Source organism: Rasiella sp. SM2506 (assembly GCF_050859505.1).
GTDB lineage: Bacteria > Bacteroidota > Bacteroidia > Flavobacteriales > Flavobacteriaceae > Marinirhabdus.
On record NZ_CP193934.1, the window covers coordinates 2248216 to 2259972 of the forward strand.

General features: G+C 36.4%; 12 protein-coding genes. 5 read left to right on the forward strand and 7 right to left on the reverse strand.

Features of this window, described 5'->3' with window-relative positions:
• Positions 1 to 33: 33 nt before the first annotated feature.
• From ACQ2HF_RS10140 to uvrA, 3 genes are all read right to left on the reverse strand, one after another.
• Complete coding sequence (locus ACQ2HF_RS10140; protein ID WP_432410311.1) at positions 34 to 1335, reverse strand: hypothetical protein; 1302 nt, start codon at positions 1333 to 1335, stop codon at positions 34 to 36.
• Between the two features lie 215 nt (positions 1336 to 1550).
• Positions 1551 to 2129: a hypothetical protein gene (locus tag ACQ2HF_RS10145; protein ID WP_432410312.1), complete on the reverse strand. Its 579-nt coding sequence runs from the start codon at positions 2127 to 2129 to the stop codon at positions 1551 to 1553.
• Between the two features lie 122 nt (positions 2130 to 2251).
• A complete protein-coding gene (gene uvrA / locus ACQ2HF_RS10150; RefSeq protein WP_432410313.1) occupies positions 2252 to 5029 on the reverse strand; it encodes an excinuclease ABC subunit UvrA in 2778 nt (925 codons plus the stop codon).
• 382 nt (positions 5030 to 5411) lie between these two features.
• On the opposite strand from uvrA, the gene ACQ2HF_RS10155 reads away from it, so the two are divergent.
• Together ACQ2HF_RS10155 and ACQ2HF_RS10160 are read left to right on the forward strand one after the other, a co-directional pair.
• Complete coding sequence (locus tag ACQ2HF_RS10155; protein ID WP_432410314.1) at positions 5412 to 5996, forward strand: RNA polymerase sigma factor; 585 nt, start codon at positions 5412 to 5414, stop codon at positions 5994 to 5996.
• A 58-nt stretch (positions 5997 to 6054) separates the two neighbouring features.
• The gene (locus ACQ2HF_RS10160; RefSeq protein ID WP_432410315.1) at positions 6055 to 6207 is read left to right on the forward strand and encodes a hypothetical protein; all 153 of its coding nucleotides are present in this window, start codon (positions 6055 to 6057) and stop codon (positions 6205 to 6207) included.
• Between the two features lie 56 nt (positions 6208 to 6263).
• On the opposite strand, the gene ACQ2HF_RS10165 is transcribed toward ACQ2HF_RS10160, so the two are convergent.
• Positions 6264 to 6923 carry an endonuclease III domain-containing protein gene (locus ACQ2HF_RS10165; RefSeq protein ID WP_432413080.1) on the reverse strand — a complete coding sequence of 220 codons (660 nt, stop codon included), beginning with the start codon at positions 6921 to 6923 and terminating at the stop codon, positions 6264 to 6266.
• A gap of 111 nt (positions 6924 to 7034) precedes the next feature.
• On the opposite strand from ACQ2HF_RS10165, the gene bcp reads away from it, so the two are divergent.
• Positions 7035 to 7490, forward strand: a complete 456-nt coding sequence (bcp, locus tag ACQ2HF_RS10170; RefSeq protein WP_432410316.1) for a thioredoxin-dependent thiol peroxidase — start codon at positions 7035 to 7037, stop codon at positions 7488 to 7490.
• A gap of 189 nt (positions 7491 to 7679) precedes the next feature.
• Here the strand turns inward: bcp and ACQ2HF_RS10175 are convergent, their stop codons facing one another.
• Positions 7680 to 9140, reverse strand: a complete 1461-nt coding sequence (locus tag ACQ2HF_RS10175) for a TonB-dependent receptor (protein WP_432410317.1) — start codon at positions 9138 to 9140, stop codon at positions 7680 to 7682.
• 80 nt (positions 9141 to 9220) lie between these two features.
• On the opposite strand from ACQ2HF_RS10175, the gene ACQ2HF_RS10180 reads away from it, so the two are divergent.
• The gene (locus ACQ2HF_RS10180) at positions 9221 to 10000 is read left to right on the forward strand and encodes an MBL fold metallo-hydrolase (protein ID WP_432410318.1); all 780 of its coding nucleotides are present in this window, start codon (positions 9221 to 9223) and stop codon (positions 9998 to 10000) included.
• Between the two features lie 30 nt (positions 10001 to 10030).
• Entirely contained in the window at positions 10031 to 10525 is a 495-nt protein-coding gene (locus ACQ2HF_RS10185) for a hypothetical protein (RefSeq protein WP_432410319.1), read from the forward strand.
• Between the two features lie 132 nt (positions 10526 to 10657).
• On the opposite strand, the gene ACQ2HF_RS10190 is transcribed toward ACQ2HF_RS10185, so the two are convergent.
• Both ACQ2HF_RS10190 and ACQ2HF_RS10195 read right to left on the reverse strand, forming a co-directional pair.
• On the reverse strand, positions 10658 to 11314 hold the full coding sequence (locus ACQ2HF_RS10190) for an alpha/beta hydrolase (protein ID WP_432410320.1): 657 nt from the start codon (positions 11312 to 11314) through the stop codon (positions 10658 to 10660).
• A gap of 71 nt (positions 11315 to 11385) precedes the next feature.
• Entirely contained in the window at positions 11386 to 11730 is a 345-nt protein-coding gene (locus ACQ2HF_RS10195; RefSeq protein ID WP_432410321.1) for a DUF4870 domain-containing protein, read from the reverse strand.
• Positions 11731 to 11757: the final 27 nt, after the last annotated feature.

Consider the following 11757-nt stretch of genomic DNA (forward strand, 5'->3'; position numbering starts at 1 on the left):
CACAGGGATTTCTAACTAACCAACCAAAAATTCTTATTGTCCTCTGCCTCTTTTGGTATTTCCACTACGAGAACTTGTCTTGCTTCGTGAAGTAGGAGTTTTGGACTTACTTACATTATTACTTCTTTTTGCTACAGTACTCTTTGATGCCGTGCGATTACTCGAATTTCTAGAGGTTGCAACTTTTCTATTTGTGTTTGTACTTCTTTTTTGTGTTACGGCTCTGTTAGGAGAAGTACGACTAGTGGCAACTTTTCTAGTAGCTTGTGTTCCTCTTATCGATTTGTTGCTAGTAGCAGTGCCTCTAGAGTTTGAAACGGTACCACGCGTAGCTTTTGAACTACTATTAGTAGTAGTACCACGACTATTGCCAGTTGAAGGACTTTTATTTATCGTCTCTCTATTGCTGTTTTTTGCAATTCCGCGGGTATTGTTAGTACTTCTTTGCTTAGTTGCAGTACCTCTTGTGTTATTGTTTCTAATGGTATTATCTCTAGTAGTATTTGAAACAGTACCACGTGTGTTATTTATTCTAGAATTCCCACGGTCATTTCTAGTGTTAGATACCCCTGATCTACCACTATTTCTTGAGTTTGAAACCATGGTATTTCTACGGTTTGGGTTATAATCTCTGTTTACAGCAGTTCTACCATTTTGATAATGTGTACGGCTTCCTGGTCTATGAAAATCCCTTCTACCATTAGCATACCCATGAGCGTATCCTTTTTTATAATAATTTTTGTGGTGCCCCCAAGAATACCGGTGTGGTGTATAATATTGTCTGTAAGGATAATCGTAGACAACACAACTTGAATATATGGGTGCCGCATAATATACGTGCCAAGGGCGGTATACATAATAACGGTTCCAATGGTTAATGTATCCCGTGCTGTGTGAAAAATATCCGTAGTTGTTGTAATGAACTACTAGACTTCCAACATTTACAATACGACGATTATTGTAGCGAATTTCAACTTGGCCAGCTTGGATGATGCGTCCAAATTCATCATAATAAATTGGAACATCCTCTACCTGAACAACGGCTCCGTAATCGTCATACTGTACATATACATCATAATCGTACCCAGAGTTAAATGAAACACTCACGCCTGGCGTATTTACGTTTACATTTACGTTGTTACCGTTATTGCCACCTACGTAGACAAAATCGAACTGACCATCTGGAAAAACCGAAAACTCTACGGCTCCTTCAGTAAAAATATACGATTTACCGTCGTACGCATTCAATGTGGTTTCTTCATCAACATTATTGTTGGCCTTAGCCACACCAGCGATGAGAAACATACTGCAGAATAATAAAACTAGTTTTTTCATAATAAGGAAATTTAGGTTTGTACTTGCTTTAATTTTTTGGTCAGCGTATACATTTACTTATAAAACATAGACCGTGCCAAAAATTTAACTGGTTGATTATCAGCAATAGGATTTAGAAGGCTATTGGTTTTGCTGAAATCTTCAGTGAAATAAAAACCCGCTGTTCCAAAGATTGAAAGCAGCGGGTTTAACTAACCAACCAAAAAACTATATTCTTATTGTGTTCTTATTCTTCTACCGATATTCTCATCATTAAATCTTTTTCCATCTCGGTCATTATATACATACCAACCTTCGTGCCAAAACTTTTTATTTTCTTTGTTTACGTGACCTATTGTACTTCTTACTTCACCAAAACGGTTGTAAACAAGTTCCATGTCGCCCACTTGTACCAGATCACCTCTATAGTAACGCATAGGAACATCACCAATAGTATGTACTTTACCATTATGGTAGTAGGAGATATATGTTTTGTTTATAGCACGTATTCTACCATATCGATCTGTTACAATTTTCGGATTGTAATGCGAGTGCTGTTTTTTGTGGTTTTTAGGTTTTCCATGTTTGTTTTTATGCTCTTTTTCTTTATAATATTTTGGGTTGTCTAAAATATCGAACGTAAAGGAACCGTCTGCAGCAATGGTATAAATAACGTGGTCTTCCACAAACTGAATTTTATCTGCGTGGTTACAATCGTTTACAGGTTTGTTTTCTACACTGTTTAATTGGTTAGCCTTTGTCTCGGTAGCGGCTCCAACAAGGAACAAGACTACTAATAGAGCTATTTTTTTCATAACTGAAGTATATAAGATGAACCAAAACATAAAGCGGTCTTGGATTGCGCTGTGGTTTAAGAAAACCAAGAGCCGTGCCAAAAATGTAAGAAACTAATAGTTAGAAGGGTAGGGTTATTTTGTTATTGAAGCTTTTCTCTCAAATAAGGAGCCGTTACAGATTCTTGGCTTTTTGCAACCTCTTCAGGAGTTCCTTGTGCTACAATTCTACCTCCTTTGGTTCCACCTTCGGGACCTAAGTCTATAATATGGTCTGCACACTTAATAAGGTCGAGATTGTGCTCCACGACAATTACGGTGTGGCCATTATCTAATAAGGCATAAAAAGAAGCTAGTAATTTTTTGATGTCATGAAAATGTAGTCCTGTAGTAGGTTCATCAAAAATAAAGAGTGCCTTTTCTTTCGTATTCCCTTTAATTAGGAAAGAAGCCAATTTAATGCGCTGTGCCTCACCCCCAGAAAGGGTAGAGGAGCTTTGTCCTAATTGTACATAGCCCAAACCTACATCTTGCAAGGGTTGTAGTTTGTTGGTTATTTTAGTTTCGCTATGCTGGCGGAAGAATGAAATAGCGTCATCTACCGTCATTTGTAGCAAATCGTTAATGTTTGCATCGTGAAACTTTACTTCAAGAATTTCTTTTTTGAAACGTTTCCCATTACATGTATCACACTCCAGGTGTACATCGGCCATAAATTGCATCTCAATGGTGACTTCCCCTTCGCCTTTACACGTTTCACAACGACCGCCATCTACGTTAAAACTGAAATGTTTGGCTTTGTACCCACGCATATCACTCAGCTTTTGAGAAGCATACAAGTTTCTAATGTCGTCGTAGGCTTTGATATAGGTAACCGGATTACTTCGGCTGGAACGCCCAATAGGATTTTGATCAATAAACTCTACGTTTTTAATACTGCTGAAACTTCCTTCCAGAGCGTTAAATTGCCCTGGCTTTTCGCCAAAGCCACTAATTTCTCTTTGTAGTGCGGGATATAGAATTTTTTTTACTAATGTACTTTTACCACTACCAGAAACACCAGTTACAGCAGTAAAAGCACCTAATGGAAATGTGGCATCTATATTTTGAAGGTTATTTTGTCTTGCTCCCGTAATGCTAATGGCACTTTTTGAAGTTCGTCGTTTTGCAGGGATTTCAATTTTAAGGCTTCCATTTAAATACCCGGACGTAAGTGAGTCGCCTTTTAATATTTCAGCAAAGGTTCCCTGGTTCATGATTTCACCACCAAAAGTTCCAGCCTCAGGACCAATATCTATAATCTCATCGGCAGCTTTCATGATATCTTCATCGTGTTCTACCACGATTACTGTGTTGCCCAAATCGCGTAACGATTTTAAAACAACAATCAGGCGTTCGGTATCTTTTGGGTGTAGTCCAATACTGGGTTCATCCAGAATATACATGGAGCCAACCAAGCTACTCCCCAGCGAAGTGGCTAAATTAATTCGCTGGGATTCCCCGCCAGAAAGTGTGTTACTTTTTCGGTTAAGGGTGAGATAGCTAAGGCCTACGTCCATTAAGAACGCAAGGCGATTATTAATTTCAAGCAGCAATCGCTTGGCGATTTTCTGCTCGTATTTGTTTAAGGTAAGCTCTTTAAAAAACACAGCCAGTTCATCTAGTGGTTTGTTCACCAAATCTTGAATGGAAGTCTTATTAATTTTTACGTACGAGGCTTCAGGACGTAATCTTTTACCGTGACAGGTACTGCATTTTGTTTTTCCTCGGTAGCGAGAAAGCATTACCCGATTCTGAATTTTATAATTTTTAGATTCTAAATATGCAAAGAAATCGTTTAATCCATCAAAATGCTCGTTGCCTTCCCATACGAGTTGTTTTTGTTCTTCGGTAAGTTGGAACCACGGTTTATGAATAGGAAAATCGAATTTATAGGCATTGTTTACAAAAGCATCCCGGTACCAACCCATACTATCGCCTCGCCAAGGGAAGATGGCGTTGTCGTAAATGGAGAGTGCTGTGTTAGGTATGACCAATTCGTCATCAATTCCAATGACATCTCCGTAGCCTTCACAGGTAGGACATGCTCCATACGGATTATTAAAACTGAACAAATGCACATTAGGCTCTAAAAAAATTATCCCGTCTGCTTCAAACCTATTATTAAATTCGCGAATACTTCCGTCTCCAAGATTTTCAATATATAACTCGCCCTTTCCTTCAAAAAATGAAACTTCGATAGCATCTGCAAGACGATTGTAAAAATCTTCTTCATCTTTGGTAATGACACGATCTACAACTAACTGTATATTTTTGGGAAGCGTTTTAGTTAATTCATCAATTCTAACTACTGTGTCATTTACTTTTACACGGGAGTATCCTTGTTGGGCTAACGCTTGTATTTTATTTTCCATCGTCCTGCCTTCTTCTAGGTGAATAGGAGCGAGGAGGAGGAGTTTTTCACCTTCAGAAAAGGCTTTAATGTGTTCAATAACATCACTTACCGAATCTTTTTTTACCACATTCCCACTCACAGGGGAATATGTAATTCCAATTCGCGTATAAAGTAATTTTAGGTAATCGTATATTTCGGTTGAGGTTCCGACCGTAGAACGGATATTGGTGGTATTTACTTTTTGTTCAATAGCAATGGCGGGCGCTATTCCTTTTATGGAATCTACCTTTGGCTTGTCCAGTCTCCCAAGGAATTGACGCGCATAAGAAGATAAGCTTTCTACGTAACGCCGCTGTCCTTCGGCATATAAAGTATCGAACGCTAAACTGGACTTTCCACTACCTGAAAGTCCTGTAATCACCACCAGCTTGTTTCTGGGGATGGCCACCGAAATATTCTTTAGGTTATGCAATTTTGCCCCTTGAATAATAATATTCTTTTTAGTGTCTAAGGTTTCGATTTTCAAGATTTTTTAGATGCTTTTTGTCTTTTATTTGCTTGGTAAAATAAAGGTGCAAAGATACCACTATAGAAGCATCTTTTAGGAGTGTAAATGTGTTTTTTGGCTGTAAATAACTAAAATGTAAGGTATTTATTTCAAATTAAGAAAAGCTTAACAAACCCAGTGGTTTTGTAGGCTATTACCAAGTATTGCATGTAAATTTTATAATTAATTTAAGAAAAAACTCATAAATTATTTGCATTTCACAATCCTTTGTTGTTATATTTACCCCTCTCAACGATATTAATTTAAATTATTGCCTATAGCATATTATTACTTTTAAAATTTATTGAACAAGCAACACGCCGACCAAAAAGCATAGTTGTTTAATTTAGAAAGTATTAATATGAAAAAAAGCATAGTTACCGATGCATCTTTGGTAAGTGCATACATGCAAGGCAATGAATCTGCACTAGGCGATCTAATCACTCGTCACAAACAAAGGATTTACAGTTTTATTTATTCCAAGGTTTTTGACCGCGATGTGGCCGAAGATATCTTTCAGGATACCTTTATAAAAGTTATTAGAACACTTAAACGTGGTGCTTATAATGAAGAAGGTAAATTTTTACCTTGGGTAATGCGAATTGCTCATAATCTTGTTATTGACCATTTTAGAAAGGGCAATCGTATGCCGAAATTTGAAAATAATGACGATTTCAATATATTTTCGGTACTGTCTGACGGCTCTTTAAATGCTGAAAAAAGGCTAATTAAATGCCAGGTAGAAGATGATGTTCGAAGACTCATTCAGGAACTTCCAGAAGATCAAAAAGAAGTTCTCATTATGCGTATGTATAAGGATATGAGTTTCAAAGAAATTAGCGAGCAAACGGGTGTAAGTATTAATACTGCACTAGGAAGAATGCGTTATGCACTAATTAATTTGCGTAAAGTAATTGATAAGCATAATATTATATTGACAAACTAACACAATAAACATTTCCATAGTCCGTTATTAGGTAACATTAACCTCAAAAATACGTTCTATGCAAAAAATGTACTCTGAAACGCCACTACCGGAACACGTGGAGAAAAATTTGGTTCCTAAGGGAGAGACGATTAAGTTTCTCCTGGATTATTCGAAGGCTTTAAGTGTTATAGATTATAATAAATTGAAGTTTGAAGCACTTCTAAACTAAACTTTGGAAAACCCCGAAAATTCACCACTTTCGGGGTTTTTTGTGTCTTGTTCTCATTACTTTTTTTTCTTCTTATAATATTCTTGTAGAACCGTTTTTCTGCCAATAGTTTTGGTAATACGATCCTTTTCCAAATCCCAACCACGCGCTTGGCAATACTGCCGTCCATACCAGATTATTTGTAGGTGTAATTTATTCCATATTTCTATTGGAAACAATCTTTTAGCATCTTTTTCGGTTTGGATTACATTTTTACCGTTGGTAAATCCCCAGCGGTACATGAGTCTATGGATATGGGTGTCTACCGGGAACGCGGGAATTCCAAAGGCCTGAGACACTACAACACTAGCCGTTTTATGCCCAACAGCTGGAAATTCTTCTAATGCTGAAATATCTTCTGGAACCTTACCGTCGTATTTCTCAATTAGAATTTGAGAGAGTCCATGAATCCCTTTAGCTTTCATAGGGGAAAGTCCCACAGGTCTTATGATATCTCGTATTTCTTCTACTGAAAGTTTTACCATATCATACGGATTGTCTGCTATTTCAAACAGGAGTGGCGTAATTTTATTTACGCGAACATCGGTGCTTTGTGCAGAAAGCAAGACTGCAATCAAAAGCGTATATGGATCTTTATGATCTAACGGAATAGGAATCTCTGGGTAGATTTCATTTAATGAATCTATAACGAACTGTACCTTTTCTTGCTTGGTCATTGAAAGTGTTTGTGGTTTGTGGTGTATTGTAGGCAAGTTTAAATATCTTAATTTTTCTGTAAACCTACCAGCAATTTAATTTGAATGCCTAATTTTATACAAAAATAAACGATGAAAACATTACAAGCTGGCGATACAGTGCCAAATTTTACTGTAAACGATGAAGCTGGAAACAAAATATCTCTTTCAGATTATAAAGGAAAAAAACTAGTTGTCTTCTTCTATCCAAAAGCTAACACACCAGGTTGTACAGCCGAAGCTTGCAACTTGCGTGACAATTATAAAGAACTTCAGGATGCAGGCTATTCTTTAGTAGGCGTAAGTGCCGATAGTGAAAAGAAACAATCCAACTTCAAAAATAAATTCAACTTTCCTTTTCCGTTATTAGCCGATGAAGATAAAAAAGTAATCAACGCATTTGGTGTGTGGGGGCTCAAAAAATTTATGGGTAAAGAGTACGATGGAATTCATCGTAAAACATTTTTAGTAGATGAACAGGGTAAAGTAGAACGCGTTATTGATAAAGTAAAAACTAAGGATCACGCAGCACAGATTCTTGAAGCTTAAATTATTAAAGTGATAGCGTCCAGGAATTTACAATAGAAAAAACCCCATCGAAAGACGGGGTTTTATAATTTGTATGGTACTTAAATGAAAGTTACCATTTTATAAATTTTCAAGATTCTTTATGTAAAAAACTTGTGTTGTTAATTAGGTGTCGAAAGCGACCAAGGAGGCATTTTTTAATTTTAACCCCTACTTCTCAACAATCTCCGTCTTTAAGTCATCTTGATGACTAAATAAGTGTTTTTCTTTTATAATTTCAGAAACCCCTTTTGGAAGCATTTTTTCCCAGCCATCTTCATTACTTTCAATCATAGATAGCACTTCTCTTGAAAAAATATTAAGAATGTCTTGATTAAAATCTTTTATATCTACCACTTTTCCATTGTATTTAAAGAACTTATAGAGTTCTTTCATACGTGGATGTACCTTCAGGTTTTCACTGTTCGTGTATTCGCCTGTTTCTGGGTCTCGCATAGGGTAGAGATATACTTTTAAATCTTTGAAAAATAGTTTTCCAAAAGCTTCCAGAATCCCTCCACTTAAATGACGGTAATATTTTTCGTCAAATATATCTACCAGGTTATTTACTCCCATAGCCAATCCTAAGCGCATTTTGGTGTAGCGGGAGAAGTATTCTACCAATTTGTAGTATTCCTGAAAATTGGAGATCATTACGGTATGCCCTAATGAACAGAGCAGTCGTGCGCGGTCCATAAAATCTTCTTCGTCTATTTCTCCTTCGGCTCTAAGATTTGAAAGTGTGATTTCAAAAATTACTTCGGTACGTTCTTTTTCAACTCTATTTTCTTCTAGGAACATAGCGTATGATTTCTCATACATATCAATGTTTACTTTAGTAACTGGGCGGAAACTTCCGCGAAGCGCCAAAATATTCTTTTTATATAAAATACGGGCAGGAAGAATGTTATTTCCATCAGGTCCAAACATCACTGCATCTGTCATCCCGTTCTTAATAAGTTGAAGACTCATTAATCTATTATCTACCTTGTCGAACTTAGGTCCTGAGAAATTAATGGTGTCTATTTCAATTTTATCTTTATCGATATGATCATAAAGATATCGAAGTAATTTACGTGGCTGATCGTACTTGTAATAAGCTCCATAAATTAAATTCACACCTAAAATTCCGAGCGTAATTTGTTGTGCTACAGCATCATTTTCGTGAAAACGAATATGTAAAATTATCTCACTGTAGTCTTCATCAGGCTTAGTTTGGTATCGTATACCTAACCATCCGTGTCCTTTATATTTCTTTGCAAAGTCAATAGTAGCAACGGTATTAGCGTAGGCAAAAAATAATTTTTCAGGGTGTTTTTCACGTACGATGCGCTCCTCAATAAGGTTCATCTCGTGGTTCAGCATTTTCTTGAGACGCGATTCGGTTACATACCTACTATCTTCTTCAACGCCATAAATGGCATCGCTAAAATCTTTGTCATATGCCGACATTGTTTTTGCGATGGTACCAGAAGCACCACCTGCTCTAAAGAAATTACGAACTGTCTCTTGTCCTGCGCCAATTTCGGCAAAGGTGCCGTAAATATTCTCGTTCAGGTTAATTCGGAACGCTTTATTTCTTATGGAAGGGATATTTTCAAATTCCTTATCCCCCTTAATCATGTCTGGCATACTACACTATTTAATTGTGCTGTAACAAAGGTAACGAATAGGCTAAGCAAACTAAAAAAATTACTGTTATTTTTGTCCTAATGAAAACTAAGCTCAATATTACATTTTTAGGGACTGGAACTTCACAGGGTATTCCTGTAATTGGCAGTTCACATCCCGTATGTTTAAGTAACGACCCGCGTGATAAAAGGTTGCGGGTTTCAGTAGTATTGGAATGGGATGGGCATAGATATGTTATAGATTGTGGGCCGGATTTTAGGCAACAAATGTTGCGTGAAAATGTAAAAGCTATTGACGGCATTCTTCTTACCCATGAACATAGTGACCATACTGCGGGATTGGATGATATTAGGCCATTTTCTTTTCAGAAAGGACATGTAGACTTTTATGCACACAAGCGGGTGTTTACATCCTTACACCAACGTTTTGGTTATATTTTTGAAACTGAAAATAAATACCCAGGTGCTCCCACTATTTCGGAAATTACTATTGAAAAAAACAAACCGTTTTTTCTAGCTGAAAAAGAGGTAATTCCTATTGAATTTTTACACGGAGAACTACCTGTTTTAGGATTCAAAATTGAGGGTTTTACCTATTTAACCGATATGAAAACAATCTCAGATACCGAAATAGAGAAAATAAAAAATACCGAAGTATTGGTTTTAAGTTGCTTGCGAGAAAAACCACACTACTCACATCTTAATCTAGATGAAGCCTTAGCTTTGGTCGAAAAAATTAATCCGAAGAAAACCTATTTTACACATATTAGTCATTTATTAGGGTTCCATGAGGAAGTGGAAGCAAAATTGCCGAAAAATATACACTTGGCATACGATGGACTTAAAATTTCAGTTAAATAATCTGTATAGAAATACTAAAAATTACCTAAGATGAGAAATAAAATATTTATGTATCTGTTTTTCTTTGCCATACTGTTTATCATATTTCAGTATATGAATGAAAAGTCCATTTTCGAAAGTCAGGAAAAACAAATTAGCAGTTTAACAAAGCAGAAGAAAGAAGCAGATTCTTTAATGAATGTGCAAGATGATGCTATTCTAGAGTTGAATTATTTCAACTTAATGAAGAACGACAAAGCGATGACCTATTTAGAAAACTTAGGTCTGGAAGCCGATGCAGTTCAAAATATGGTGCGCGATCAAATATATGATTTAAACGTTGCACCCAATGGAAATCCGTTAGTGCCAGTAGATGGGATGGAAGGGAAAATGCGGATTAATAAAATTAAATTTTTAAATCACCGCTGGGTGATTGCAGATTTTAGTGACGGTACGTATTGGGGAGAAGTTCTTATTGAGTATTTCTTCGATGAAAATAACGAGCTCTCTTTGAGAACCATGGAAGGTGTTTTGTATCCTAATTAGGTCTTCGATACAATTCCTATTGCTATCGCATCGGGATCACTCAGACACCTTTTATAGTTAGGCTCGGTTTCAACTACAAAAGGTTTTTGAGTGATTTCGTTTTTTCTGCGTAATTGTATCGACGGGTCAGGTTCAATTCTTTTCTAACCATTCTTTCAATTCATAAAAATTCTGAGGAGCTACACCGTGTCCTACTGGAAATTCAGAGTATTTGCAAGGGATGTTTAAATTTTCCAGAAAAGGCTTTGTTTTCTGTGCCCAGGAAACGGGTATTACCTGGTCTGCGCTTCCGTGGGAGGTGTATATTTTTAAGTTGCTAAAATCGTTGCTTTTATAGCCTTCTTTCAAAATTCCTTCATTTATATAGCCGCTTAATCCCACTACACGTTGTACTTTTTCAGGATAGCTTAATGCTATGGCAAAGCTTAGAATAGTACCTTGACTAAAGCCTAAAAGCGTCACGTTTTCTTCGGAAACTTTATATTTGGAAATTATTTCATCGATGCATTTCCCCACCAGATCCCGTGAAGTAATGGCTTGCTCATCATCACTAAATTTTCCTCTGGTATCATCAAAATAAATATTGTACCAGGCATTTCCGTAGGGTTGCATAGGAATGGGAGCTTTCAGCGAAATAATAGTATATTCTTTTGGCAGTTCGGTAGCGAAGGAAAATAAGTCGTTTTCGTCACTTCCAAAACCGTGAAGCATAATAATTACAGGTGATTTTTCAGCAAAAGGTTCAGCAAATCGAATGTTGTGTTCCAGGGAAAGGGTTTGTTTTTTCATAGGTAAAATAAAAGAAGCCGCAAGTTACAAAACAGCGGCTTCAAAATAGGGAAGTTATAGTGAATTAGTGGTTAGCCAATATTTTTAAACCATTCTTGAAATTTTTCACCTACTAATGGTACAGGTTTAGTTTCACCTTGTACGGCCGCTAAAATTCCTAAAATCCAAAGAACGAGTACACCTACATATAAAATTGTCGATAAAAAAGGAATATAAAAAATGTACGATACAATGTAGAAAAATACCCAAACCAGAAAGTATAGGACTAAAATTCCAATGCTTTGTCTTATATGATAACTCGCAAAACTATTTTTCTTATCATTATTCATTACAATAGCAATGATAAGGCCTATGAGTGTTACATAAGAAATTATGGCGATAGTTTTGCCTTCTTCAACGATGTTCGAATTTTCCATGGGTTGTTATTAAAAGGAAAAAGATAC

Coding starts and splice junctions, on each gene's coding strand:
- ACQ2HF_RS10140 (WP_432410311.1), bottom strand. CDS start 1,335: ATGAAAAAACTAGTTTTATTATTCTGCAGTATGTTTCTCATCGCTGGT.
- ACQ2HF_RS10145 (WP_432410312.1), bottom strand. CDS start 2,129: ATGAAAAAAATAGCTCTATTAGTAGTCTTGTTCCTTGTTGGAGCCGCT.
- ACQ2HF_RS10155 (WP_432410314.1), top strand. CDS start 5,412: ATGAAAAAAAGCATAGTTACCGATGCATCTTTGGTAAGTGCATACATG.
- ACQ2HF_RS10160 (WP_432410315.1), top strand. CDS start 6,055: ATGCAAAAAATGTACTCTGAAACGCCACTACCGGAACACGTGGAGAAA.
- ACQ2HF_RS10165 (WP_432413080.1), bottom strand. CDS start 6,923: ATGACCAAGCAAGAAAAGGTACAGTTCGTTATAGATTCATTAAATGAA.
- bcp (WP_432410316.1), top strand. CDS start 7,035: ATGAAAACATTACAAGCTGGCGATACAGTGCCAAATTTTACTGTAAAC.
- ACQ2HF_RS10175 (WP_432410317.1), bottom strand. CDS start 9,140: ATGCCAGACATGATTAAGGGGGATAAGGAATTTGAAAATATCCCTTCC.
- ACQ2HF_RS10180 (WP_432410318.1), top strand. CDS start 9,221: ATGAAAACTAAGCTCAATATTACATTTTTAGGGACTGGAACTTCACAG.
- ACQ2HF_RS10185 (WP_432410319.1), top strand. CDS start 10,031: ATGAGAAATAAAATATTTATGTATCTGTTTTTCTTTGCCATACTGTTT.
- ACQ2HF_RS10190 (WP_432410320.1), bottom strand. CDS start 11,314: ATGAAAAAACAAACCCTTTCCCTGGAACACAACATTCGATTTGCTGAA.
- ACQ2HF_RS10195 (WP_432410321.1), bottom strand. CDS start 11,730: ATGGAAAATTCGAACATCGTTGAAGAAGGCAAAACTATCGCCATAATT.